This is a genomic window from Clostridium sp. 1001283B150210_160208_E6, from assembly GCF_015669365.1.
Taxonomy (GTDB): domain Bacteria; phylum Bacillota; class Clostridia; order Clostridiales; family Clostridiaceae; genus Clostridium; species Clostridium paraputrificum.
The window spans coordinates 31250-56605 of sequence record NZ_JADPAA010000019.1; the positions used below are offsets into that span (position 1 = coordinate 31250).

At 30.3% G+C, this 25356-nt stretch carries 27 protein-coding genes and 1 pseudogene; 1 reads left to right on the forward strand and 27 read right to left on the reverse strand.

What is annotated here, in order from left to right; all coding sequences use genetic code 11:
* Positions 1 to 97 precede the first annotated feature (97 nt).
* Entirely contained in the window at positions 98 to 601 is a 504-nt protein-coding gene (locus I4V16_RS15550; RefSeq protein ID WP_027099718.1) for a hypothetical protein, read from the forward strand.
* A 56-nt stretch (positions 602 to 657) separates the two neighbouring features.
* Here I4V16_RS15550 and I4V16_RS15555 read toward each other — a convergent pair whose 3' ends face one another.
* The 27 genes and pseudogenes from I4V16_RS15555 to I4V16_RS15680 form a co-directional block, all read right to left on the reverse strand.
* The gene (locus I4V16_RS15555) at positions 658 to 1728 is read right to left on the reverse strand and encodes an amidase family protein (RefSeq protein ID WP_099329654.1); all 1071 of its coding nucleotides are present in this window, start codon (positions 1726 to 1728) and stop codon (positions 658 to 660) included.
* 50 nt (positions 1729 to 1778) lie between these two features.
* Positions 1779 to 2990 (reverse strand): phosphopentomutase, encoded by a 1212-nt coding sequence (locus I4V16_RS15560; protein WP_111937144.1) that lies wholly within the window; start codon positions 2988 to 2990, stop codon positions 1779 to 1781.
* A gap of 16 nt (positions 2991 to 3006) precedes the next feature.
* The gene (locus I4V16_RS15565) at positions 3007 to 4167 is read right to left on the reverse strand and encodes a YhfX family PLP-dependent enzyme (RefSeq protein WP_049179696.1); all 1161 of its coding nucleotides are present in this window, start codon (positions 4165 to 4167) and stop codon (positions 3007 to 3009) included.
* 14 nt (positions 4168 to 4181) lie between these two features.
* Positions 4182 to 5288, reverse strand: coding sequence for an aminotransferase class V-fold PLP-dependent enzyme (locus tag I4V16_RS15570; RefSeq protein ID WP_027099714.1), 1107 nt, complete (start codon positions 5286 to 5288; stop codon positions 4182 to 4184).
* Between the two features lie 14 nt (positions 5289 to 5302).
* Positions 5303 to 6181: a TatD family hydrolase gene (locus I4V16_RS15575; protein ID WP_034867056.1), complete on the reverse strand. Its 879-nt coding sequence runs from the start codon at positions 6179 to 6181 to the stop codon at positions 5303 to 5305.
* A 126-nt stretch (positions 6182 to 6307) separates the two neighbouring features.
* The gene (locus tag I4V16_RS15580) at positions 6308 to 7594 is read right to left on the reverse strand and encodes a YhfT family protein (RefSeq protein ID WP_027099712.1); all 1287 of its coding nucleotides are present in this window, start codon (positions 7592 to 7594) and stop codon (positions 6308 to 6310) included.
* 70 nt (positions 7595 to 7664) lie between these two features.
* Positions 7665 to 9401 carry a serine hydrolase gene (locus I4V16_RS15585; protein ID WP_099314326.1) on the reverse strand — a complete coding sequence of 579 codons (1737 nt, stop codon included), beginning with the start codon at positions 9399 to 9401 and terminating at the stop codon, positions 7665 to 7667.
* 34 nt (positions 9402 to 9435) lie between these two features.
* The gene (locus tag I4V16_RS15590) at positions 9436 to 9792 is read right to left on the reverse strand and encodes a DUF2620 domain-containing protein (protein WP_195966929.1); all 357 of its coding nucleotides are present in this window, start codon (positions 9790 to 9792) and stop codon (positions 9436 to 9438) included.
* A 19-nt stretch (positions 9793 to 9811) separates the two neighbouring features.
* A complete protein-coding gene (locus I4V16_RS15595) occupies positions 9812 to 10162 on the reverse strand; it encodes a PRD domain-containing protein (RefSeq protein ID WP_027099710.1) in 351 nt (116 codons plus the stop codon).
* A gap of 48 nt (positions 10163 to 10210) precedes the next feature.
* Positions 10211 to 11131, reverse strand: coding sequence for a GntR family transcriptional regulator YhfZ (gene yhfZ / locus I4V16_RS15600; protein WP_027099709.1), 921 nt, complete (start codon positions 11129 to 11131; stop codon positions 10211 to 10213).
* Positions 11132 to 11296: 165 nt separating this feature from the next.
* A complete protein-coding gene (locus I4V16_RS15605; RefSeq protein ID WP_053089757.1) occupies positions 11297 to 11620 on the reverse strand; it encodes a DUF6572 domain-containing protein in 324 nt (107 codons plus the stop codon).
* A gap of 98 nt (positions 11621 to 11718) precedes the next feature.
* The gene (locus I4V16_RS15610) at positions 11719 to 12666 is read right to left on the reverse strand and encodes a TDT family transporter (protein ID WP_049179691.1); all 948 of its coding nucleotides are present in this window, start codon (positions 12664 to 12666) and stop codon (positions 11719 to 11721) included.
* 12 nt (positions 12667 to 12678) lie between these two features.
* Positions 12679 to 13911, reverse strand: coding sequence for an FAD-dependent oxidoreductase (locus I4V16_RS15615; RefSeq protein ID WP_099314328.1), 1233 nt, complete (start codon positions 13909 to 13911; stop codon positions 12679 to 12681).
* A gap of 4 nt (positions 13912 to 13915) precedes the next feature.
* Entirely contained in the window at positions 13916 to 14332 is a 417-nt protein-coding gene (locus tag I4V16_RS15620; protein WP_099314329.1) for a 4Fe-4S dicluster domain-containing protein, read from the reverse strand.
* Between the two features lie 14 nt (positions 14333 to 14346).
* Positions 14347 to 16419: a molybdopterin oxidoreductase family protein gene (locus tag I4V16_RS15625; RefSeq protein WP_099314330.1), complete on the reverse strand. Its 2073-nt coding sequence runs from the start codon at positions 16417 to 16419 to the stop codon at positions 14347 to 14349.
* A gap of 232 nt (positions 16420 to 16651) precedes the next feature.
* A complete protein-coding gene (locus I4V16_RS15630; RefSeq protein WP_180270517.1) occupies positions 16652 to 17227 on the reverse strand; it encodes a TetR family transcriptional regulator in 576 nt (191 codons plus the stop codon).
* A gap of 68 nt (positions 17228 to 17295) precedes the next feature.
* The gene (locus tag I4V16_RS17665; RefSeq protein WP_161954362.1) at positions 17296 to 18093 is read right to left on the reverse strand and encodes a Tim44-like domain-containing protein; all 798 of its coding nucleotides are present in this window, start codon (positions 18091 to 18093) and stop codon (positions 17296 to 17298) included.
* Positions 18094 to 18174: 81 nt separating this feature from the next.
* Positions 18175 to 18609 carry an MOSC domain-containing protein gene (locus I4V16_RS15640; RefSeq protein WP_049179681.1) on the reverse strand — a complete coding sequence of 145 codons (435 nt, stop codon included), beginning with the start codon at positions 18607 to 18609 and terminating at the stop codon, positions 18175 to 18177.
* 4 nt (positions 18610 to 18613) lie between these two features.
* Positions 18614 to 19576, reverse strand: a complete 963-nt coding sequence (moaA, locus tag I4V16_RS15645; RefSeq protein ID WP_049179679.1) for a GTP 3',8-cyclase MoaA — start codon at positions 19574 to 19576, stop codon at positions 18614 to 18616.
* 18 nt (positions 19577 to 19594) lie between these two features.
* Positions 19595 to 20068: a cyclic pyranopterin monophosphate synthase MoaC gene (gene moaC / locus I4V16_RS15650; RefSeq protein ID WP_049179678.1), complete on the reverse strand. Its 474-nt coding sequence runs from the start codon at positions 20066 to 20068 to the stop codon at positions 19595 to 19597.
* Between the two features lie 11 nt (positions 20069 to 20079).
* Positions 20080 to 21093, reverse strand: coding sequence for a molybdopterin-binding protein (locus I4V16_RS15655; RefSeq protein WP_049179676.1), 1014 nt, complete (start codon positions 21091 to 21093; stop codon positions 20080 to 20082).
* A 13-nt stretch (positions 21094 to 21106) separates the two neighbouring features.
* Entirely contained in the window at positions 21107 to 21763 is a 657-nt protein-coding gene (gene modB, locus I4V16_RS15660; RefSeq protein ID WP_049179674.1) for a molybdate ABC transporter permease subunit, read from the reverse strand.
* 5 nt (positions 21764 to 21768) lie between these two features.
* A complete protein-coding gene (modA, locus tag I4V16_RS15665) occupies positions 21769 to 22521 on the reverse strand; it encodes a molybdate ABC transporter substrate-binding protein (RefSeq protein WP_049179673.1) in 753 nt (250 codons plus the stop codon).
* Between the two features lie 22 nt (positions 22522 to 22543).
* Positions 22544 to 23035 carry a MogA/MoaB family molybdenum cofactor biosynthesis protein gene (locus I4V16_RS15670; RefSeq protein ID WP_049179671.1) on the reverse strand — a complete coding sequence of 164 codons (492 nt, stop codon included), beginning with the start codon at positions 23033 to 23035 and terminating at the stop codon, positions 22544 to 22546.
* 13 nt (positions 23036 to 23048) lie between these two features.
* The gene (mobB, locus tag I4V16_RS17525) at positions 23049 to 23528 is read right to left on the reverse strand and encodes a molybdopterin-guanine dinucleotide biosynthesis protein B (RefSeq protein WP_242974255.1); all 480 of its coding nucleotides are present in this window, start codon (positions 23526 to 23528) and stop codon (positions 23049 to 23051) included.
* Positions 23529 to 23645: 117 nt separating this feature from the next.
* Positions 23646 to 24116 (reverse strand): annotated as a pseudogene (locus tag I4V16_RS17530) (molybdenum cofactor guanylyltransferase); the annotation flags it as partial.
* Positions 24117 to 24139: 23 nt separating this feature from the next.
* Positions 24140 to 25342, reverse strand: a complete 1203-nt coding sequence (locus I4V16_RS15680; RefSeq protein WP_049179668.1) for a molybdopterin molybdotransferase MoeA — start codon at positions 25340 to 25342, stop codon at positions 24140 to 24142.
* Between the last annotated feature and the right edge of the window lie 14 nt (positions 25343 to 25356).

Sequence of the window (25356 nt, forward strand, 5' to 3'; positions counted from 1 at the left end):
ACTAATAACTTCTTATTGTTTATTTAAGAAAAATATTAACCTGCCGACTCTAAGCATATGGTATAATTTTACTATAGCTGTGTGGGAGGTGTTTATAATGAAACTTATCTTTGCCTTACTTTTTATTCTACTAATTTTAATTCTTACTTACTATATTTATAAAAACTCATCAATTTATTATGCTAAAACAAATAAAGAATCACTTATATGTAAAGTAAGATGCTCCTCAAGGACTTCAATATTTTTCTTAGTATTTTCAGCAATAATAATCTTACTTCTAATAAATGAAATGATGAATTTCAGCACATTTAATTTTTATTATTTATTTGCTTTTATGTATTTACCACAATACATCCTATTTTTGCTATCTGATACCACTATATATATTTTTAAGGATAGAATTATCTCAAGTAATACCACTATAAAACTTAGTGATATATCTAAGATAGAAATTAAACCTACAAAAAGACCTAATAAGTTTTCCTTACTTATTACTAAAGGAAAATCAACCTATGTAGAAACTATTTATAGTAACGGAAGAGAAAAACTTATTGAAAGCTTAAAGCCTTTATTAAATGAAAATATAGAATTTATATATTAAGAGGCTGTCCTAAGACAGCCTCTTAACTTTCTCTATAACTTCATGATTTGTTATATTTAAAAATCTAATGAATTAACGAACTTTTCTTTTCTAATAAAATATTTTTCATATATATCTGGTCTTTTTATAACCTCATTTATTTCTTCTGCTAAAGCAAATAATCCATGTATTTTTTCTTTTCCTTCCTTTGAACACAAGACTATTCCAGATGCAATTTCATTTACTGGTAATGTAATAGCCGAACATCTACATATATTAGCTGATTTTACTAATGCTTTTCCTCCATTTTTAGTTATTTCTTTTGCCCCATTACCCAAAAAGCTCTTTTGAATTGTTTCATCATATCCATATAAATCTATAGGCCCCTCAAAATTAATGATAATATCACCAATATCATTACTAAAAATATTATTAATATCTTTAATGGAACTTTCCCTATTATATATATCCTGAAATCTATATTCCACTATAGTTAATTTATGATAGCTCTTTATTTTATTTAAAATATTAATAACTTTATTATAAATATCTTCCCCCTCTATTGTTTTACATGTATTCTTCTTAGATATAACAACCCTCACTTCTTTTAAAGAATATTCCTCTAGCGACATCAACTCATTAACTACACATTTAAGAGTAGGAAGATCTTTTGAAATCAATCCTATTCCTGGCTTAAAAGCAATGTTATCTGTTGAAACTCCTTTTTTACTTATTTCTAACCCTGCACCTTTTCCTAAGAATGAAAATAAGTTTAAACTTAGTGCTGGTGCTAAAACAGATCCTCCTCCATCTGTTCCTATGCCAAAATCATTTATCCCTTTAAAAACATTTATTGCAGTTCCTGAAGAAGATCCTGTCATTGCTCTATAAGTTAATGGATTTATTAACTCTGTATCTATACTTCTTCCTAAATGAGACATCCTATCTATAGTTGTCCATAAAAACTTTTTATTACTTCTAATGTTATCTATTAAGCTTCTAGGAATATCCCCTGTGTTTTTAACTCCAAAAGTTAAATATTCTTCATCTTTCTCTTTAACTTCTTCTAAAATATTAGGATTAATTTCCATTACAGATTTATTTAAATTATCTTTAGCTAAAACGATAGCTTTATCAATCTTTCTCATAAGGCCTCCTATAAAATAATCTCAGTAAAAATTTACTGAGATTATCTATTCTATATTATTTTACTCAAAAAACTAGTTCCATTTTCAGGTGAAGCAACATTAAAATATTCTGCAACAGTAGCACCTACATCAGAAAGAGTTTCTCTTTCTCCTATATTTACACCTGTTTTTATATTCTTCCCTGTTATCATTAATGGGACCATCTCTCTAGTATGTTTTGAATGTCCTATTGTAGGATCATTCCCATGATCAGCCATAACTATAAGAATATCTTCTTCTTTTAAAGTATTAATAAGTTCTCCTATAAGACTATCTGCAATCTTTAGTTTTTCTGCATATCTATCTACATTTTCACTATGTCCAGCTAGATCTGTTTCTTGCACATTACAACAAATAAACCCATTATTTATCTCTTTAGCTATTTCAATAGTTCTTTCTAGAACAGATTTAGTATCTACCATTGAAATACTTCTTCCTCTTTCATTGATAACTACATCTGCAACTTTTCCAAGTAAATATACAGGTATATTATTTTCAGATAAAATAGTAGTTACTTGTGTTTCAGGATCTACACCATATCCCAAATGAATACACTCATATCCATCATCATACACACCTGACTTTGGCGCATTCACTCCAATAAATCCACCATCTTTTTCTTCAATAGCATTTAATATATTATCTAAAGTAATTCCTTTGCCTCCAAAAGTAATAACTCTTGGAACTTTTACAACTTCTCTAACTAATTTTCCTATTTTTAAAACTTCTTTAAAAGGTATTATATCCAATGCTGATGTAATATTTATAGCCTGTCCTAAATCGCACTCTATATTATCTGCCACAGTTAAGGCTTCTTCTACAATTAATAATTTCTCACTAAATCCTTCTGAGTATCTTACCTTGTATCCTGCTTTCACCAATACTTTATATATTTCATCAATCTTAACCTTTAAAGGTTCAGTAAATGGCTTTTTAGGTCTTGTACCCATTATTTCCTGATGTCCAAAGAATGTATCAGCACCAAAATGAGTTAACTTCCCTTTTCCCCATGTTGCAGTATTACTGAACTTCATACCATTCACTTCTTTGGATAATACATTCATTAATCCTATTTTTTCTAGATTGTTGAGTATTAAATCTTTTCTCTGTTCTAAAATATGTAAACATGTATTAGAACCAATGTCTGTAGGTCTACACTTGCTTACATCATCCATTTCACCAATTCCAAATCCATCTAACACAACAACTATAAACTTTTTCATACTATCACTTCCAAAACTATTTAATTTCCATACCTAGTGAATTGTACAATCCAACTACCTCAGGTTTATTAGTTGAAATTCCTTTCACGACCGCTACATTGCTTCTAGTAACAAATATTTGACTTCTAAAAGCCATAATAACTGTATCTCCAACTTTTGAATTTTCACTTAGTTCAAAATGATAATCTATACTTTCATCTGTTGGTGGAATCACCTTAACCTTCTTAGAATCCTCTAATGACTTTCCTACTAAAGCTTTTTCTACATGTGATCTTCTATAGTGTCCTCCACCATAACAATAAGACTTTTCTTGTAAATTATGCGATACTTCCGATACATAAATTAAAGCTGGGATTTCTGCTGTATTATTATATTTATGGAAAGGAGTTGTACCAGTTAACCCATGCCCTGGCTCTCCATGAGTACCTCCATTTTCACTTATTAGCTTAACGCTTTCTGTGCATGTAGCTGAAGGCATATTTAATTGATCAATTTTCAAATCAAATTTTTCTTCAAGTATTTCTTTTGCTTTTTTAATAGTTTTTATATTATTTGTTGCCTCAATTTTATTTTCTGATTCTTTATATAAAAAACATGGAAAAGATGCTATTCCAGCTATCCTTACATTTTTTAAACTAATTAGTTCACTAACCTTCTCCTCTAACTCACTCAAGAAAAAACCACCATACTGTCCTGAATAAAGGCTATCATTTTCATCTAATACTCTTAGCATTATCTTCTGAGTTATGCCTAGCTCCTTACAAACTAGGTCTATTTGTTTTGCTTTCTCTATAGAATAAACTGTTATATAATCTGGTTTACTTGAAACTATCTTTTTTAATAATGAAGTTGGAATTTGAACAAGATGTCCAACATGACCTATCTTTATTCCATTATTTATCATAACTTCTGCTTCTCTAAAATCTACTACAACTGCACCTTCATAACCCAATTTCATAAGTTCCTTACATACTAAAGGATTTCTACCAATTTGTTTAGACATGAAATATAATTTAACATTATACTTATCAGCTTCTTCTTTAATTCTTCTTGCATTCTCAATAGTTCTATCTAAATCAATTACATAAGTATCAGGCTCAATTACACCTTTTTTATGGAGTTCAAAGGCTACATTTATTAATTCTTTATTTTTTTCGACTGTCTTTTCTAGAAACACCTTACTCCCTCCTTTTATGCTTCATTCATTGCTTCTTTAATTGCACTATTTAATATTCTAATTATAGTATCTGCTCCACTTCTCATCGGATTAATTCTTATCATTCTCTTTTCTAATGTTGGATCAGCAGCTCTAAATGTTCCTGAAACTCTATACATCATTGGAGCAAACTCATACTTAGATTCAGATCCTACTGGATGAGATGCAGCACCATATTTAGGTGTTATTTCAAGAACCTTTTCTGCTATATTTTCTTTTAGTTCAACAATTAATACTTTTGATTGAGCATTAACTAAAAATGCATCCTTTATTTCAGGTATTTCACCTGCTTTCAATCTTTCAACTAATTCCTCATTAACTTGTGACTGTATTGCTAATGACACAGGTGCATACACTAAACCTCTTAAAGCTTCCATTGCTTCAAATCCTTGAACTTGACTTCCACCAGAATAATTTAATGAATATACTTTATCAATAAGTTCTTTCTTTCCGATAAGTACACCAACACCTTCTGGTCCTAATATTTTGAAACATGAAAAACTTCCAAGATCTGCTCCACATTGATTTCCTATCTTCTTAATCTTTAATGCAGCATAATTATCATCAGTTATAATTCTTATATTTGGATTTTCATTTTTTATAGTATGAATTACCTCTTGTAATTCATAACAATCCTCTATCTGCTGCCTTGTATTTTGCACTAATGCCCCCTTTATGTCAGGATTCTCATTTATAACTCTTTTTATATCATTAATGTTATTAAAGTTAGCTTTTACAACCTTAAGACCCATAGTTTCTATTGTTACTTTTGACGTAGGATATATTGGTGCTTCATGTACTAAAATCTTTTCTCCAGACTTCATAAAACTTATAAGGCCCCATCTTATTGCACCTGTCCCTGCACCTCTTACCAAAATTGATGCCTCTGCATCAAATACGTCTGCAAATACTTTTTCAACCTTTTGTGTATAAGTTGGCTTATTTAAGCCTTTTACTACACCTAAATCTCCTAGGGCAAGAACTTCTCTTCCATCAAAATATTTTGTTACTGTATCTATAATTTTAAATTGTAATTCCATAGCTTCTTGTAATGAAATTGAGTTTAACGGAAATGTCTTCATACCTCTTCCCCCTACTATAATTGATAAATTCTTTTTATATTATTAACTAACATATTTTCAATATGTTTATCTTTGATTTCTGATTTAAGTAACATTGGTACAAATGTATCTATCAAATATGAATAACCTATTCCACCATTTTCTTTAAAATGAGATTTTCTAGTTATATCAACAGACATAACTATTTGATTTGAATAACCTGATAAACATAATTCTCTTAACCATTTAACTCTATTTTCATCTGGTTGATAATTATTTTTACCAATAGTATCAAATGCTATATTTACACCTTTATCTAAAAGAGATTTCATATATTCTAAATCCCCACTTAAGTCAATATGACTTAAAATCACTTTATTTAAATCAACATTATATTTCTTAAATACATCAACTTGTTCATGTCCTAACTTTCCCAATGTTGTATGAGTTACTATTGGACATCCTGTTTCAATATGAGCCCTACATCCTGCATTTAGAACCTTATGCTCCATATCTTCAATTCTATTTAAACTTGTTCCTATCTCACCAATAACTGAAGCCTTAATCCCTGTATCTTCTATCCCATATAATATTTCATTAATCATAATTTTAGATAATTCTACTTCATCTAGATTGTAAACCTCTTGTGGCAAAAATGGTTCTTTATAATATCCCGTTGCACTTAATATCTTAATCCCACTTTCTTTACTTACTTCATTTACATATTGTACATCTCTACCCATACCTCTATTAGTCATGTCAATTATTGTTGATACTCCTTTAGAAACTAAATTTCTAAACTCTTCAATCGTTTGCTCCTTATTATCTAAATGACAATCTTTATCTTTTTTTATTCCTGACAAATCTATAGTAGTATGTTCATGAGCATAAATTATTTCTTTATTTATATTCATAAATATCCATCCTAACTAATAATAATTTATTGATACTTATGGGTGAAATCCAATCATAGATTAGATTCCACCCAATTACTTTATCAAAATATCAAAACATAATCTTTTACTTTATAATTGTTAAATTTAAGCTGGTATTTGATATAATCCTATTAAATATAAGATATTAATTAATATACCTACTCCAATTGCTCCAACTGGTCCAACAGCCATATCTACTATTGGCTTCTTTGAAGTCTTATTTAAAACATATAAGCCTACTACCATAAATAATCCAAATCCTGGAGCCATAGCTTGAGCAGCCATCATTCCTCCAACAAGTAATGCTACTTCTAACACCTTACTCATTGCTGTTCTTATATTATCACCACATTTTCTTACACCTGGGAACTTGTCCATTAGCTTAGCTAATACATCTAATAATAAAATCTCAATAGCCATTACTGCTGCTCCAGCTATAAATGCAATTAAAGGATTAGATATTAATAATCCAACAACAAATACAAACGTCATACCTGCTGGTGCATATACACCTGTTGAAATAGCTGTTGTAGCTACTAGTGGAATAAACCCTATACCTCTAGCAAATGCTGTCATAGCAGCTTCAACATTTTTACCTTCAGCTAAAAGATTTAAACTTATAGGATCTCCTGCTAACAAACAAAGACTTGTAGCTGCTGAAATTAATCCTCCCATTATTGCTAATATAGGTAAATTCTTTTTTATTCTCTTTACTCTTTCTGCAAATATTGCTGTTAAATCTACTTTGGTTGCGTTTTCATCTGGCTTTTCTTTCATTGCAAAAGCTATCATAATAATCATACCTGCAAGTAATGCCATACCTTCTTGATCTAGCTTAATTGTGTTTTCTCCAATTTTAAATGTTCCATACATAACTGTAATTTGTCTAACTAATAATGCTATAATTCCTGTAATTAATCCTTTTTTATATCCAAATTGATATGCTACAACTAGTGCTGGAAAAACCGCAAAAGCCACTGTAATCGGAGTTCCAACCATTTTTAATGGTTCTAAGAAATTTACTGGTAATTTAGCAAATAAATCTACAACAAATTGAAGTCCATAAACGATACCTATTCCATATATAGCCCCAACAACTCCTGATAATACAATTCCCTTCTTTCCACTAGGACAGAAAGTTCCAATGATATCTGTACCAAGTAATATACTATGCACTAAAATAATTGATGCTGCTATTGATACAGGAATACCAAAACCTATAACAAGTCCAAAACTAATTGCAAAAGAAGTTGCTGCTAAGGCTTTTCTATTCATTCTACCTTCTAAAAATTCTGGAACAATTGCTCTAAAACCATCGTTAAAAACTGCTATTCCTTGGTTAACTAAAATTGCTGATAATGCACCTAGAAGTGCTATTACTAAATATTGCATTAATATCTCTCCTTATCTAATTAGTTCTTAAATATTTCTATAAAGCTCTATCTTCATTTAATAACATTAACTATTTTTTTAATAATTTAAATATAACTCCTAAAGAACTTATTGCTCCAACCACTAGCATTCCTATATTACCAGCACTATCTCCAGTTTTTACAGGTTGGCTACTTTCAATCTTATCATTATCATTTTCTGACTCATTTTTATCAGTTTCATCTTTATCAGACGGATTTGTAGCAGAATTCTTTTCTATAACAAATTTAATTTCTTTTACAGTTTCCTTACCATATCTACCTTGAGCTTTAATCAATAATGTATGCTCTCCAACTTCTGATATCTCTTCATTTTTATATTCTTTTCCATCAAGTAATACTTCTAACAAAGTATCATTTTCTCCAACTGCTATTTCTGCTTTTACTGATTTAGAATAAACTTTTCCATTCTCAACTCCAGTAATATTTATTTCTGGCATTATAGATTCATATACGATATTACATAACTCTCTACTAAATTTAAAAGTACTAGGATAACTACCTGACTCATTCACTCCATTATTTTGTTTGTTAGTTAACGAAATAATCTGTAAGTCATTTTCTTTATCAAATATTACTTGTGTACCTGAAAATCCTGTATGGCCAAATACATTATCGTTAGCATATTTACCCATGTAGCCGCTATTTTCTCCACCTCTATTTATTTCCCAACCATATCCATGACCAAATTTACTTTGGATTGATGTAAACTCATCTACTGTTGCTTGATCATATAATGTTACTCCATTGTATGTTCCACCATTTAAGATAAGTTGCCCTAATTTAGATAAGTCACTAGCTGTAGAAAAAACTCCTGCATGACCAGCTACACCTTTATTTGCATACCATGCATTACCATCATTAACTTCACCAATTAATGTATAATCTCTCCATCCTTTGAAGTCTTCTGCTTCTTCTTCACATACATATCCAAAATTATCATCGTCAACCATTTTATATTCGTATGGATTTCCCCATGAAGTTGCTGCTATTCTATCCTTTAATGAAGCATTTTTATTTAAAGGTACATACATTGTGTCATCCATTCCTAAAGGCTTATATATTTCATTTTCTACATATTCATCTAGCTTTTCACCTGTTACTGCTTCAACAATAAAACCTAAAGTCATAAAACTAAAATCACTATATTTTCTATCTGTTCCAGTTTCGTATTCAAGTGGTAAGTCACATATAAATTTTAATTCTTCTTCTGGAGTAGATGCATAATAAAAAGTTGGTTTCCATGGTGTTAATCCAGATGTATGAGTAAGTAAATCTTTTATTTTCACATTCTCTTTACCATTTTTCCCAAACTCAGGAATGTGCTTTATAACCTTATCATTGACATCTAACTTTCCCTCATATGATAGTTTCATTATTGCTTGTGTTGTAGCCATTACCTTTGTTACTGATGCTAAATCATATATAGTTTCTACAGATGTCTTTCTTGGCTTTTCTAATTCTTTTCCCATATCATATTTTTGAGAATCTCCAAAAGCCTTTTCATATACTATCTTCCCATCTTTAGCAACTAAAACTACTCCCCCTGGGAAAGTTCCATTTTTAATATTCTCATTTACTAAATCGTCAATTTTACTTAAATCATTCTTATCAATATTAACTATACTAGCATTATCTTTTTGCATATAATTGATACTATAAGTACTATTTACCTCCTTTGCATTTGCAATTACAGGACTAGCTATCGATATTGATTGACCAAATAAAACTGCTCCTACCAATATTTTTACAACAAGCTTTCTTTTCATAACTATACATCCCCTTTTATAATTTAATACTAACTTATAGTAAGTATTTTAAAATTATTGGAACTACTTCCTCAGCATGTTGAGCTGTAAAACCGTACGCTTTTTTACCTGCTTCAACTTCTGCCTTTATTTCCTCCTCACTTTTAATATGTCCAGGCATTGATATTGTTGCACATTCTCCCATTCCTAGTAGCGCTATTGCCATAGCTAATGCACCACCTCCACCAGTGTTGCATGCACCAAGATATATATCAGCCATACCTGTTTTTATTGCCATAGCTGCCTCTATATCACTCTTGATTTCAATCGTTACTCTATCTCCTGCTACCTTTGCTGTTATATCAGCCACTTTTTGCTTGTCTATTTGTCCACCAATAACTATTCTTTTCATGAAATTCTCCTCCTAAATCTTATTTATTTAATAGAGTGCAAATATGCATCTCAATAAAATCTCTTTCTTGTCTTGGTAACTCTCCTAATATTTCCTCTAAATAATTTGTAACCTCCACAGCCCTTTTATAATTAATATCAGACTTTACTTGTTCAAATATAAATTCATCTATATTTTCAACTAATTTGTTTTGCTCTATTCTAGTTAATGCTGAAGATAAATGAGTTATAAACATTGCTCCATTTTCTTCCTTTAATTCAATTCCTAGTTTTTCTTTAAAAAATGCTATTACCTTAAGTATTTGGTTATAAGTTTTTTCTGTAATTTGACCTGCATCCCTAAGAATGTTTAATCTTATTGTTAAATCCATCTTTCCACCTCAATGTACAAAATTTTGTATATTAACTTAAAATCAAGCCTAATAATTAGGCATGATTAAACCTTCTAATACTTCTCTTTGATATCTTAAAACTTCTTTTCTATCTAAATTTTTAGAGAATAACTTTGGTAATATTGCGTTCTTCTTTGATGTAATAATTACTGCTTCTGTATCTGATATTCCCAAATTCTCTCTTCCAAGCTTTAATACCTTTACTTCATCGCCATCAATATCATCTTTATTCCATATTGCCGCATCTACTTCTTTGTTCTTTATGGCATTTTTAAGAGAACTGTAAGACATATCAACATACTCTACATTAAAATCATTAAAATATGATAACGTTAGTGATGATTGGTCTATTGAAGACCTATCTATACCAACCTTCATATTATTTCTTATAACACCATCATTATCATTTCTTACAACAAGAACATGCTCATTTACGTAAGAATAATCGCCAAATGCTGCCACTATTTCTATAGGTTCATTATTTTTTAAATAATAATCTGCTGTTAATCTTGAAGTAACTGCAAAATCATATCTTCCATCTAACAAGGCTTTTAATCTATGATTTGCCCCCCTCATAAAGGCTAAATTTACTGATAGGTGTCTATCGTTTAATGTATTGAATATCCCTGTAGCTAAACCTTCATATCTTTTTGAGTATGGTAATGGCATAACTCCAACTAATGAATTTATCCCTGCTACTTCTAATAATTTCAGATAATCTATATAAGTAATAAATGTACCTAAATGTCCTCTAGATTCTAACTTTATTGCACCATAATCCTGTAATAACTTAAGAGAACTTTGAACTGTACCTCTTGCAGTTTCATACTTTTCAGATAAAAATGCAACTGTTGGAATTCTATCATCTACATCCAGTTGAATAAATTCATTTGAAAGGTTTGCTGACATGATACCAATCTTCTGCATCAATTTACTTTTAATCTCCATATTTCTCCCTTTCAATATACATTATTTTGTATATTCATAATATAGCATATCGTGTTTTCGTTTTCAACACTTTTTTAATAATTTTTCAAATTTTATTTTTATTACTACTTAGTACCATTTTGTATTTAAAATATTAAAAAGGGAAATTGTTATACAATCTCCCTTTTAATCTTCAATTTTATAAACAACATTTATCCCTAAAATTACAAGTTTATTTCTTATCCTATTTAAATATGCTTCACATTTTGGTGTAATTCCATTTTTGAAATTAATTAATATTTCTATTCTCTTTCCTTCTGCATTGGGATAATTCTTATATAACTCTCCATTATCAATAAACTCTAAGTATGAATTAATTTTATCCTGTAAAATAGTTAAATGTTGATATTCATCTCTCCATGATGAATCATCATTTATTGTTAAAATGACATTTCCAAATTTATTATCTATACCTATACTATCAATTTTATCTTTATCACTTACAGCCATCTTACCCTTCCTTTATTCTAGTAATATATTAATAATATATTTAAAGAGCCCTAAGATGTGTATGATAATGAACTATGAAAATTTATCCTGATTCATTGCTAATCTCTAAATTTTCTAATTACTATTCTTAAAATTCCAAATACAACTATTGAAACTATTGCAGTAGTTAAGTATATTTGTATACCACTTATTTCTTTAACCATATTACTTAAAACATCATACCCTTGACCTTTTAAGAATCCTGACATCTTTATTGAAGCAACAGTACCTATTGCCATAGGGAATGTCATTCCAGCAAATCCTGGGTGAAAGTCAAAAGAGAAAAACTTTGGTAGCTTTACAATTATAAATAATAATGTACAGAAAACTAAAGCATATAATGCATATACTACAAACTTATTAGGCTCCTTTATAAAGTTCAAATAACTTACTAAACAAAGACTTGATGGTGCCAATAGTATTGCTTGAGTATGATGTACTGCGTCTTTAATATCAGTTGTTGCCAATCTATATAACATAAAAGGCATTATAATAATTAAAACTGCTATACCATAATAAACAACTATCTTTCCTATTGTTGGCTCATTCATTACACCACCAACTACAGTTGAAACCATTATTCCATTATAAGTAACAAACCAACTTGGAAGAAAAGTATCTATATTTACTCCCTTAATTACGTTTCTATATGTAAATATAATTATATGAATTGAATGTAATATTAACCCAACAAACCACATTGCTTTACCAATTGTAGGGCTAAAGTCAAATACATAACTTCCTAAGATCATAGTAATCATTGTAAATCCTGCATATAAACTTGCTGGAACTGTATTGGAATATTCATTTTTAAATACATTAAAATTAGTTACAATCTTTATTATATAAGCTATTAAAATTATTGCTGATAAAATCATTGTTATATGTCTAATCCATGTATACCCCAGTGTTAAATATACATTTGATAGTGTTGCTGCACCAACCATTGTTGGAAGTAATGGTACTGGTATGTTCTTAAACTTATCTATAAAACTATTGTTTTTCATTTGTTTCTCCCCTTAATTATCATATGTAAATTCAAAGTTATCTTTCATATTAAAGAAATCAGAATAATCTATCTTAAATAATGACTTTTTAATCTTTGATACATCTATATTATTCTTAATTAATTGAGTAAGTATTCCTGAATATGATAAATCACCTTGAATAATTGCTCCATATATCTTTCCGTCCTTATGGATTATCTTTTTATAGTTCCCCTCATCATCATTTTCAATTACAACTGTATAACTATCATCTTCAGGTTCATTTATTCCTAATGACATAGTTGGAATTCCTAAAAAGTTCATAGTTGATTTACTTGCAAAAAAGTCAGTCATTTCTGCCTTTACACCTGTCATATTACTTGCTGCAATTATCCCTTCCTTTGCTGCAGTTGGCCAAATTGAATTTCTTCCTGTTACATCTCCTGCACCATAAATATCTTCCACATTTGTTCTCCCAAGTTCATCTATAACTAATCCAAATCTATCTACTTCTACTCCACTTCCCTCTAAAAAAGCTACATTTGAACGAACACCTGCAGCAACTATTAACAAATCACAAGGAATAGTCTCTCCACTAGTTAATATTATTTCTATTATTTCTCCATTCTCGTTAACTATTAATTCTTTAATTCCTTTTTCATAATATTGATTTACACCATGCTTTTTAAATCCTTCTTCATAGGCTAATGCTGCTTTTTTATCAAGCTGTATAGATAACATATGACCTTTCATTTCTACTAAAGAAATATTCTTTCCAGTATGTATTAGCCCTGAGATAACATCTATTCCAACAAGACCTGCTCCCATTACAACTATGTTATTACATACCTTTGACATTTCCATAATCTTTTCACAATCATCAAAATTACGGAAACCAATAGCATTTTTAGCCTCTCTTAAGTGTGGTATTGGAGGGAAGAATGTGTTAGCACCAGTTGCTATAAGTAACTTATCAAAAGAAACCTTTCTTCCATCTTCTAATACAACTTCTTTTTCTCTAACATTTAAAGAAGCTGCTCCAATTCCTTTAATCCACTCTATTTTATTTTCTTCTATGAAATTATCTTCAACAAACTCTAACTTTTTAACATCTCTAATGCCTTCCATATAGTGATGAAGTATACATCTTGAATAAATCTTATCATCCTTAGATATTAAAGTGATTTGAGCATTGCTGTCTAAAGCTCTAAGTTGTCCTACCCCATTAATTCCTGCTGCTGAAGCACCTAATACAACATATTTCATAAGATTATACCTCCCCTAATGTAATAGCACCCATTGGACATTTTTCTACGCACATTGGCTTACTTCCATCTTTTTCACTACAACTTGTACACATATCACATTTCATAATTTCTTTATGCTTTAATCTGTCGCTCTTTAAAACTCCATAAGGACATGCCATAATGCACATATAACAGCTTGCACAACGCTCTTTATCATATTCTACAAATCCATTTTTTTTATTTTTAGACATTGCACCAGTCATACAAGTATAGACACATTCAGGCTTGTCACAGTGACGACAGAATATTGGAGCTGCCTTTGTTTCACTATCAATAGTTACTCTATTTCTTGAATCTGGACTTTCATGACTTACAACACAAGCAGTAACACATGTTAAACATCCTATACACTTACTTCTATCTATTACTATTCTCTTCATTTGTCTTATTCCTCCTAAAGTCTAGAAATGTTTACTGGTGTAGTCTTATATGAAGGTTCTTTTGAATATGGATCATAAAGAGATGGAGTTAAATTATTACACTCTATATAATGCATTGGAGCATATAATTCACCATATCCTACATCTTCTGTAGGCTTAGCCATAAATTCAGAAGATTGTCCATTAATAGATGAAACCCTAATCATATCATTTTCTTTAATTCCCATTTCCTCTGCCAGTTCCATATTTATATAAATATAAGCTTTTTCAGAAGATACATCCTCTATAAATCTTACTTCTCTTGTTCTAGTTTGAGTATGCCATTGTCCTACTGTTCCTCTTCCTGTGTTTAGAACATAAGGATATTCCTCTGTAGTTTGTAGTGGATTCTCACGAACATCTTCAAACATAAACTTTGCTTTCTTTGATGGAGTGTAGAATAGGTTATCTTCATATAAACGTCTTTCATCTTCCTTTAATACTTCTCCCTCTTTAAATGGCCATTGAATTCCTTTTGAATCAACTAGTCCATCATAATCCACTCCAGTCATATCGCAAGGCATATTTCTAGAACATTCCTTCATTAAGTTAAATACATCTCTTGGCGTCTTCCACTTATCTAGTAAACTTCCCATACCAAGGGCTTTACCTATTCCATATATAACTTCAAAATCTGTTCTTTCATCCTCTCCCTTAGTAAGAGCTGGTCTCATTGCAGAAATTCTTCTTTCTGTATTTATATAGCTTCCTTCCTTCTTTATTCCAGGAACTACTGGAAGATATACATCACATTCCTTTGCACTATCTGTATCATCATAAATATCTTGTACTACAAATAACTCTAACTTATCTATAGCTTCTTGGAAGGTCTTATTGTTAGTCCAAGAATGACGTGGATTTGTACAAATTACCCATAAAGCCTTTATTTTTCCTGAATTTATTTCTTCAACTATTACGTTATAAGGCTTAGTTGGTTTTGTTGCTAAAACTTCATCTTCAACACCTAAAACTTCTGCTATTCTCTTACGTCTTACTGGATTATCAAAGTCTCCACCACCAAATAATCCTGCTGTATTGCTGTATGCACGGGACCCCATAGCATTACATTGTCCAGTTAATGAGTTAGCTCCAGTTCCTGGTCTACCTATATTTCCTGTCATTAATGCAATATTTATTATAGCTTGTGCAGTTCTTACAGCTTCATATCCTTGGTTAACTCCCATTGTCCACCAAATAGATACTCTTTCACCTTTATTAATCAGTTCTACTAATTCTAAAATTCTTTCAGCTTCTATTCCAGTAGCTTCTACAGCCTTTTCTATAGTATACTTTTTAACAAATTCCTTAAATTCTTCAAATCCTTCAGTGTACTTTTCTATATATTCATGATTTAGGTAGTCTTTTTCTATTAGAATATTAGCTACTGTATATAATAAAATTAAGTCTGACTTACCTTTTATTCCATACCAATAGTTTGCATGCTTTGCAGTTTCTGATTTTCTTGGATCTATTACTATTAACTTCTTATTCTTATTAGATCTTATTCTATCCCATAAGATAGGATGAGCTACCACTGGATTTGACCCAATTAATATAACTGTATCAGATAATTCTACATCCTTTAGTGTATATGGAGGAGCGTCAAATCCAAAGCTTTGTTTATGAGCTACAACTGAAGTTGCCATACAAAGTCTTGTATTACCATCAACATTTGCCTTTAAAAAGTTTCTCATTACATGTCCATATATTGCAAACTCTTCAAGGGTTAATTGCCCTGTACTAATACCTGCAACTGATTCTTGCCCATATTTTTCTTGAATTGATAAGAACTTATCAGCTACATATTTATATCCTTCTTCCCATGAAACCCTCTTAAATGTTCCATCATCCTGCTTTATCTTTGGTAAACTAGATGTTTTAACAACTGTTTGTTGTTTATCTAACGAAAGTCCTTTAATACATGAGAATCCATTATTAACTGGATATCCCTTTGTTGGAATAACTTTTACTATCTTTTCATCTTCCACATAAAAATCTAAATTACAGTCTAATGCACAATAGTTACAAGTAGATTGAACCTTTTTCATACTTTCCCTCTTTTCTCTTTTGCTTAGGTAAAATTCATTTTAATTGTTAAAATCTTCTCATTTACGATATTTTTTTAACAATTGTATGCATAGAAATGCCTTCTTTTTTCATCTATCATTAATATAATTAATTTTTTTATATATTACTGTGATATTTATCACAGTTTCACACTTTTTTGTCTATATAGATTTAATTTATATAAAAAAAGAAGCTACCTTTAATAGCTTCTTTTTACTTTAATAGTATTCTATAAATATTTTCTGCTGATGGCATTTCAATCTCATCTTCAAATCTTGCTACAGATGCACACATTCCTTGAAAGAACTTCCAAAACATTATAGATAGGTGTTTTGGATTTCCTTCTACAAAAGTATTATCTCTTTGCCCTTCTTCAATTATCTTAGCTAATACCATACAAGGAGTTGAATAATATGAATTAATTCTAGAATTCTCTCCTCTAGCCATTTCAATCATAAGCATGAAAGCAAATTCTTCCTTTAATCCATAATTCTTGTTTATCCCATCCATTGTCCCTTCAACTAATATCTTAAATTTAACTTTTGCTGGTACTCCAGCATTTAATATTCCTATAGTACTTTCGTTACTAGTTGTTGTTGCTCTCTTTATAATATCGTCAATAATTAAACTAATATCACTATAATATTTTTTTATTTCTTTTAAAGTATATCCACACTCTTCACTTATACTTTCTAAAGTTACATTTAAAAGTCCTTTTTTTACAAATAACCTTAATGCCTTATCCAATATGAACTCTTCTTTTTTATCAGCTTTTCTTATATCATTCAACAAATATCCCACACTTCCCACTTTTTATAAGTTAAATACTTATCCCCATATTTTTTAACTTTGTTACATCACAATTTCTTTTGATTGTTTTCCTCTTTTTTGAAGCTATATTGGGAGCCATCTGTTATAGCTTCAAAGAAACTTTCATCTACATCATCAATTTGTCTAATTTCATCAAGAACCCAGGTATCCCAGCTTCTTACAAACTTCCAGTATTCCTCGAAACTTTCTCTTCTCCTGCTTCCTTTGATATATCTTCCGTTCCTATCATCAATGTAATAATCAGCCATAGCTCCTTTTACATAAAACCATATTAAATCTTCACTTTCATCTTCCAAATCAATAACTCCAATTGGAAGTGTACTAATTAACTTTATGCCCTTAAGTACGTTAATCTCATGCCTTACTTTCATCCATTCAATTTTACTTCTGTGAAGTTCATATAAATCTTTACTAATATAATTTTCTGCTATATCTATATCTCTTTTAGTCCAGGCTTCTTGAATCTTATAAAAGGATTCTTCCACCCTATTTTTCAATTCACTATAATTCCAATCTTTATCTATTCTTTCTAATTCTCTTATTAGTTTCTTACTAACTCTATTCTTTTTATAGATTCTTACCTTATATGCAATAATTCCTCCACTTGAAGCTAAGGCAAATATAGAAATTGTTACAATAGAAGAAATTGGACTACTACTGTTTCCACTACCACTACTTGAAGAACTGTGACTTCCGCCACCGCCTCCCCCTCCTGAACTTCCTCCTCCGCCTCCTCCACCAGCTCTAGCTGACGAAACTATTGGAGTTGAAATTAAAAATACAAGCGCAATTATAATTACAAATATTCCTCTCTTTATTCTCACTATAATCCCCCCTATATGAATTATATCATAATAATCAACAAAAAAACTTTGCCATTGGCAAAGTTTTCCTCATAAATATTTCTATTCATTTATTAGTTGTATCTCTTCTCCAATTCTTACATGACCACCCTTAAGAACTCTTGCAAATACACCATTCTTTGGCATTATACAATCTCCTACCATCTTAAAGATATTGCACTTAACATGACATTGTTTACCCTTTTGAGTTATTTCTAAAAGTGAATCTCCTATGGTAATCTTATCACCAACTTGGATTTTTTCTAAATCCAGCCCTTCAGTAACAAAATTTTCACCAAAGTCTCCATACTTAACCTTACCACCTCTAGCTATAAAATCTTCTATCTTTTCCTTCTCTAACAAAGAAACTTGTCTGTGCCATTTTCCACCGTGAGCATCATTTTCTAAACCAAATTCTTCAATTAAATTAATCTCTTCTATTTGAGTCTTACCTACACCTTTTTTCTCACTTATACATATTGCAACTATATTAGCCATTTTATTATCCTCCTATTTGAAACATGAATCTATCATCTTCTGTTTTTCTATCTTCTATAAATCTATGTCCTTGGGGCTTATTATATATTGTTTCTTTTATTCTTTCTTTAATCTCTTCCCTTGTAGTATCTTCTCTTAAAATGTTTTTAAGATCTAATCCACTCTTAAAATGTAAGCATTGCTTAAGTACACCATCTGGGGTAATTCTTATTCTATTGCAGCTTTCACAAAAATGATTTGATAAAGCAGATATAAATCCAACTCTTCCTTCTGCCCCCTCAATTCTATAATAAAAAGCTGGTCCATTATCCTTATCACTTTTTGCTTCTTTTATATTGAAGTTTTCCTTTAATATTTTCTCTAAATCTTTACCACTTACTCCAGTGTATTTAGTACCTTCCCCTATAGGCATTAATTCTATAAATCTTATATCTAGCTTATGGTGGATACTTAACTTACATAAGTCTAAAAACTCATTATCGTTTATTCCTTTAACAATTACTGCATTTATCTTTACCTTAATTCCTTTATTTACAGCTTTTTTTATGGATTCTACTACACTAATTAAGTTGCCACCTCTAGTAATTTTCTTAAATACATCTTCATTTAAAGAGTCCAAACTTATATTTATTTCATTTAATCCAGCATTAATTAATTCATCAAGGTACTTAGGCAATAGAACTCCATTAGTTGTTAATGCAATTTTTCCTATTTCTTTCTCTTTTGCCTTTGAAACTAACTCTACTATATTCTTTCGAAGAAGAGGCTCTCCACCTGTAAATCTAATTTTCTTTAATCCAATATCTCCAAATATATCAATTAAGTACTTTATTTCATCATCTGTTAATCCGTTATCATTTTTAAAGCAAACATCTCCATCAGGCATACAATATATACATCTTAAGTTGCATGCCTCTGTTAGAGAAATTCTTAAATAATCTATCTCTCTATTAAACTTATCTTTCAAGTAAAATTCACCTCTTATTTAAAAATGGAACTCTCCGCTTTTACCACCTGTCTTTGATACAAGATGTATATTTTCAATAACCATTCTCTTATCTACTGCTTTACACATATCATATATAGTTAGTGCAGCAACTGAAACTGCTGTAAGTGCTTCCATTTCAACTCCTGTTTTCCCAGTTGTCTTAACACTGCCATATATTATAACTCTGCCGTTTTCTTCATCTAATTCAAAGTCTATATTAGCTCCATTTATCATTAAAGGATGACACATAGGTATTAAATTGCTAGTTTGTTTACTTGCCATAATACCAGCAACTCTTGAAACACCAAGAACATCACCTTTTTTTATATTTCCTGTTTTTATAAGATTCATTATTTCTTTACTAACCTTTATGCTTCCTTTAGCTACAGCAACTCTCTTAGTTTCACTCTTTTCTGAAACATCCACCATTACTGCATTTCCTTTTTCATCAAAATGGTTTAAACCTGACATATATTTTCCTCCTACTTACCAAATGAACAATGTGGGAATGTACAAACTTTGCAGTCTAAACATAACCCACCTTGACCATATAAAGCAATATCTCTTTTTGTTAATTTTTCATCTATTAAAATTCTAGGTAAAACTAAATCAAATACTGTTCTTTTTGAATACATTACACATCCTGGAAGCCCCATTATAGGAGTATCTCCAAGGTAAGCAAGTAAAAACATTGCCCCTGGTAATACTGGAGAACCATAAGTTACTACTTCTCCTCCACAATCCTTTATAGCTGATGGCGTAACATCATCTGGATCAACAGACATGCCTCCACTGCACACCACTATATCAGCACCTTTATCAATCCACATTTTTATTGCTTCTGTAATTTTTTCTTTATCATCAGGAAGTATTACTTGCCCTAGTATCTCTGAACCATAATATTCAAACTTACTCTTAATAACTGGTCCAAAGGCATCCTTAATTCTGCCATAGAACACTTCATTTCCTGTAGTAACTATACCAACTTTTTTCTTTTTAAACTTTTCAACACTTATAAATGGCTTTTCTATTAATTTTTTTGCTTCATTAAGTTTTTCTTCTTCAACCATTAATGGAATAACTCTTGTTCCACCAAGCTTTTCACCTTTTTTAACTGGTGTATTATTATGTATTGTTGCCATCATAATATCATCTATCATGTTAAGCTCTAAAAGAGCATCTTTATCAATTTTTAATACCCCATCATAAGAAGCAAAGAAATCTATTTTACCTTCTTTTATTTCACCAAATTCTAATCCATCTCCACAGGAGATATCCTTAAGAATTATAGCTGCATCATTTTCATGAACTAATCCTTCTGTCTCTTCCCAAACATATATATTATCCTTCCCTAGAGAAAGTAAAACATCTATATCCTCTTCCTTTATTACATGACCTTTTTTAAAAGCTCTTCCTTTAAATTCACCTGGAACAATTTTAGTAATATCATGTAAAAGTACTCTACCTACTGCATCAACAGTTTTTATTTTCTTCATATCAAAAACTCACCTACTTATTTTCTTTTAGTAACCTGTTGTATATAAATATTAATGTTGTGCTTATAATTATCACTACCACAGCAAAAAAATTTGCATTTGAGGAATCCCCTCTTTCTACAGCATAATAAATTGCCATAGGTATATTTTGTGTTTTCCCTGGTATATTACCAGCTATCATCATTGTTGCACCAAATTCACCAAAGCATCTTGCATAGCTTAAAACCATTCCACTTAAAATTCCTTTAGAAGCTAATGGAAGTGTTACCTTATAAAATGTTTGAAATTTAGTTGCTCCTAAATCAGCTGCTACCTCTTTATAAGTATCATCTATGGATAATAAAGCACCTTTTGCACTTCCATACATTATTGGCAGGGAGGTAATAACTGCTGCTATTACTGCTCCATACCATGTAAATATAAATGTAAAATCAAAATACTCATATAAAAAGGATCCAATAAAACTTCTCTTTCCTATTATCATCAATAAAATATATCCTATTAATGATGGAGGCATAAATAAAGGAAGCATAATTGCACTTTCAAAAAAATTCTTTAGTTTCCCTTCTCTTTTTAATAGCAAATTAGCTAACAATATTCCTAAAATGCTTACTATTATAGTTGAAACTATTGAAGTTTTTAGTGAAATTATTATTGGTCCTTCATACATAAAGTTTATTTCCTCTCAAAATTATATTTTTCAAATATATCTATATTTTCGTTTATAAAATCTTTAAAGTTTTGTACATCTTTATTTTCTACATTGATATTAGCAAATGTATATATAGTTGGGTCGTGAAGACTTCCATCTATTTTTTCTACTAGCTTTGCATCACCTAAGTTATTTATTTCATTAGCATAAACTATAGCATAATCAACGTCTCCACTTTTCACATAGTTTAATACTAGTTTTGCATCTTTACAAAAGACAATATTACTTTGAATCTTATCCCATACACCACTATTTTTTAGGGCTTCCCTTGAATAATCTCCTATAGGTACTCCTTCTGCACCTAATGCAATTTTTCCAGTTATAGATGGTAAATCTTTTATTGAAGTTATATCTTCCTTACTTCCACTGCTCTTTACAAGCATTAAACCATTTGTTAAGAATTCTTTAACTTCATCCTCTTTAACACTTCCAATAGATATAAGTTCATCTGTTTCATCTTTACTAGCAGATAAAAACAAATCTACCTTTCCACCCTCTTGTATTTGTTTTCTTAAGCTTCTCGAACTACCGTAATTTGTATTTATCTTTATGTTAGAATTTTCAGCTTCATATTTTTTTATTATCTCATTCATTGGATCTTCTAAAGAAGCTGCCGCACTAATTGTGATTTCCTTAGCTTCTTTATTGTCACTTCCACATCCTACAAATGTGAAAAGCAGCCCTAATGAAAGAAATATACTTAAAACTTTTTTCATTCCTTATCAATCCTTTAACTTACTATTTTCTAGCACATTCCTTAGCTGTTTCATTTAAAATGTCAATTCCATGTTTTATATCTTCAAGAACAAAATCTAATGCTTCTTTGCATGCCTTTGGACTTCCTGGTAAATTCACTATAAGTGTTTTCTTTCTTATACCAGATGCAGCTCTTGAAAGCATTGCCCTCTTAGTTATGTTTAAACTAAACATTCTTATAGCTTCTGAAATTCCTGGTGTTTCTCTTTCAACTATTTCTTTAGTAGCCTCTGGAGTTATATCTCTTGGAGAAAATCCTGTTCCCCCTGTACTTAATACTAAATTAACTCCTAATTCATCAGCTAAATACCTAAACTCTTCCTTTAAAAGTTCTTTTTCATCTGGTAACACAACGTATCTTTTAACTTGAAACCCTGATTTTTCAACTATTTCTCTAATTACTGCTCCACTTTTATCCTCTCTTTCACCTTTTGAGCCTTTATCACTGCTTGTTACTATTGCTACTGTATACATAAACACACTTCCTTTATAAGTATCTTTCTTTTTCAACTATGTCTGCTAATTTCTCGTAATCATTTATATCAACCCACTCTACTCCTTCAATTAATGGATCAAAATCACTTGCTACAGCTATAATTTTATCCCTTGGAGTAATTATTTTTCTTCCTTTTTCTTCCCTTGCCACTTCAATTTTTCTTAAATTACTCTTTTTATAACCTTCTACAATTATAAAATCAGTTTCACTTATATTATCAATAATACTATCTAGTGCTAATTCTTCTTCCACTTCTTTTATCATGGCAAATCTATTTTTTGAAGAAATACATACTTGTTCTGCTCCAGCTTTTCTATGTCTCCAAGTATCTTTTCCCTCTTTGTCCATATCAAATCCATGAACATCATGTTTAATTGTTGAAAGGGAGTATCCTCTTTTTCTTAGTTCCTTTATAAGACCTTCAATTAAGGTTGTTTTTCCTACATTTGAACAGCTTGCTACTATATTAATTATTGTACTTCCCTTTTTACTATCCTTTAGTATCTCCCTATATTCCTCAGGAGTATTTACATTTGTCATTGCACGCTCATCATTCATTAAAATGTAGGTTACATCTAAGCTTTTCATTAAACTCTTTAGCTTATAATTTTTATTGTCTATGTTCTCTTTTATCTTATCTAAAGCTGACTTTCTATACACTCCACATAAAGGCTGCTCTTTTCCATCTACTACAGGTATAAGTGCATCTCCTTTGAAATCAATATTTATTAATGAATTGATTACATACTCACTTATAAATGGCATATCTGCAGCAATAATTAATGCTTTATCATTTTTTATAGATTTTAAAGTAGAATATATTCCTCCAATTGGTCCAATATCTTTAACTTCATCCTCTACTAACCTGCATGTATCTAAAAACTCTTGGTACAAGGATAGATTATTACAAGAGATAATAATATCATCTATTAAATTTAATCTTTTAATTATCTTTTCTATAAACCTTTCATTATCCAATGATAAAAAGGCTTTTGTATTATAATTCATTCTAGAATTTTTACCACCACTTAAAATCACAGCACTTGTTTTTACTTTCATCTCTTTTTCATCCCTTAGTTTTATTATTTAATAATCCAAACTCTTTCCCCAATTTCTAAAACTTTGTTTTCTTCAACTTCTAATAAAGCATTACTTTTAATCATTGTGTTTATTTGTCCTGGACTTTGATAAATGTTATTTATATAAACCTTATTTTCAAGTTCTTCACTAACTCTTACTCTTAAGAATCTTCTCTTAGGAGACTTTTTCTTAAACTCATCTTGAAGAATTCCTTCTACTTTCCTTATATCAATATCCTTGCAGTTTAACATCTTTGCAATTACTCTTCTAGCTGTTAGCTCAAATGTAGTTGCTGCTGCTACTGGAGTACCGGAAAGACCTATATATATAACTCCATTCTTTACTGCACTAAACATAGGAGAACCTGGCTTCATAGAAATCTTCCAGAATAATCTTCTATACCCTATGGACTCTACTGCCCTTAAAACTAAATCTTTTTCTCCAACAGAAACTCCTCCAGTAGAAATAATTATTTGGCATTCCTTTTCTGCCTTTTCTACTACACTTACTATTCCTTCAATAGAATCCTTAGCAATATGAAAAATCCTCGGTTCTGCTCCAAGTTCTAACAATCTTGTATAAAGAAAGGCTTTATTGCTATTAAATATCTTTCCTTCTTTAAGATCTTCACCTGGTTCTTGTAGTTCATCACCTGTTGTAATTATTCCAACTATAGGCTTCTTATAAACTTTAACCTTATTGATACCCAAAGAGGCAATGGCAGTTATTATTGATGAAGTTAAGAACTTATCTTTATTTATTATCTTAATTCCTCTTTTGAAATCTTCACCTTGATAAATGAAATTGTCATAAGCTTTATGTGATACAAAAATTCTTACTTCATTTTCTTTTAAAGCCTCTGTATCTTCTTGCTTTACTATGCAGTCTGCTCCCTCTGGAATTTTAGCTCCTGTCATTATCCTAATAGCTTCGCCATGTCCAACCTTCTTAAGAGATACCTCTCCTGCAAATACTTTATCTATTACCTTTAAAACTCTTGGAGTTCCCTTTGATGCACCTTCTAAGCTTTTAGCCATAACAGCATATCCATCAAGAGGCGATTTATTAAAAGGAGGACTATCTATAGGTGATAGAATCTCCTCTGCTAAAACCCTTCCAAGGCTATTAAAAATATTTACTTCTTCTATATCATTTACCTTTGTTTCTTTTAATAAAAGCTCTTGAGCCTCTTCTAAGGTAATCATACTCTCACTCCTAA

What these genes read in the sequence shown, in the direction of transcription:
- I4V16_RS15550 (WP_027099718.1), top strand. Translation starts at nt 98, where the DNA reads ATGAAACTTATCTTTGCCTTACTTTTTATTCTACTAATTTTAATTCTT.
- I4V16_RS15555 (WP_099329654.1), bottom strand. Translation starts at nt 1,728, where the DNA reads ATGAGAAAGATTGATAAAGCTATCGTTTTAGCTAAAGATAATTTAAAT.
- I4V16_RS15560 (WP_111937144.1), bottom strand. Translation starts at nt 2,990, where the DNA reads ATGAAAAAGTTTATAGTTGTTGTGTTAGATGGATTTGGAATTGGTGAA.
- I4V16_RS15570 (WP_027099714.1), bottom strand. Translation starts at nt 5,288, where the DNA reads ATGAAGACATTTCCGTTAAACTCAATTTCATTACAAGAAGCTATGGAA.
- I4V16_RS15575 (WP_034867056.1), bottom strand. Translation starts at nt 6,181, where the DNA reads ATGAATATAAATAAAGAAATAATTTATGCTCATGAACATACTACTATA.
- I4V16_RS15580 (WP_027099712.1), bottom strand. Translation starts at nt 7,594, where the DNA reads ATGCAATATTTAGTAATAGCACTTCTAGGTGCATTATCAGCAATTTTA.
- I4V16_RS15585 (WP_099314326.1), bottom strand. Translation starts at nt 9,401, where the DNA reads ATGAAAAGAAAGCTTGTTGTAAAAATATTGGTAGGAGCAGTTTTATTT.
- I4V16_RS15590 (WP_195966929.1), bottom strand. Translation starts at nt 9,792, where the DNA reads ATGAAAAGAATAGTTATTGGTGGACAAATAGACAAGCAAAAAGTGGCT.
- I4V16_RS15595 (WP_027099710.1), bottom strand. Translation starts at nt 10,162, where the DNA reads ATGGATTTAACAATAAGATTAAACATTCTTAGGGATGCAGGTCAAATT.
- yhfZ (WP_027099709.1), bottom strand. Translation starts at nt 11,131, where the DNA reads ATGGAGATTAAAAGTAAATTGATGCAGAAGATTGGTATCATGTCAGCA.
- I4V16_RS15605 (WP_053089757.1), bottom strand. Translation starts at nt 11,620, where the DNA reads ATGGCTGTAAGTGATAAAGATAAAATTGATAGTATAGGTATAGATAAT.
- I4V16_RS15610 (WP_049179691.1), bottom strand. Translation starts at nt 12,666, where the DNA reads ATGAAAAACAATAGTTTTATAGATAAGTTTAAGAACATACCAGTACCA.
- I4V16_RS15615 (WP_099314328.1), bottom strand. Translation starts at nt 13,911, where the DNA reads ATGAAATATGTTGTATTAGGTGCTTCAGCAGCAGGAATTAATGGGGTA.
- I4V16_RS15620 (WP_099314329.1), bottom strand. Translation starts at nt 14,332, where the DNA reads ATGAAGAGAATAGTAATAGATAGAAGTAAGTGTATAGGATGTTTAACA.
- I4V16_RS15625 (WP_099314330.1), bottom strand. Translation starts at nt 16,419, where the DNA reads ATGAAAAAGGTTCAATCTACTTGTAACTATTGTGCATTAGACTGTAAT.
- I4V16_RS15640 (WP_049179681.1), bottom strand. Translation starts at nt 18,609, where the DNA reads ATGGCTAATATAGTTGCAATATGTATAAGTGAGAAAAAAGGTGTAGGT.
- moaC (WP_049179678.1), bottom strand. Translation starts at nt 20,068, where the DNA reads ATGTCAGGTTTAAACCATTTTGATGAAAAAGGAAATGCAGTAATGGTG.
- I4V16_RS15655 (WP_049179676.1), bottom strand. Translation starts at nt 21,093, where the DNA reads ATGAAGAAAATAAAAACTGTTGATGCAGTAGGTAGAGTACTTTTACAT.
- modB (WP_049179674.1), bottom strand. Translation starts at nt 21,763, where the DNA reads ATGTATGAAGGACCAATAATAATTTCACTAAAAACTTCAATAGTTTCA.
- modA (WP_049179673.1), bottom strand. Translation starts at nt 22,521, where the DNA reads ATGAAAAAAGTTTTAAGTATATTTCTTTCATTAGGGCTGCTTTTCACA.
- I4V16_RS15670 (WP_049179671.1), bottom strand. Translation starts at nt 23,035, where the DNA reads ATGTATACAGTAGCAATAGTAACAAGCAGTGATAAAGGCTCAAAAGGT.
- I4V16_RS15680 (WP_049179668.1), bottom strand. Translation starts at nt 25,342, where the DNA reads ATGATTACCTTAGAAGAGGCTCAAGAGCTTTTATTAAAAGAAACAAAG.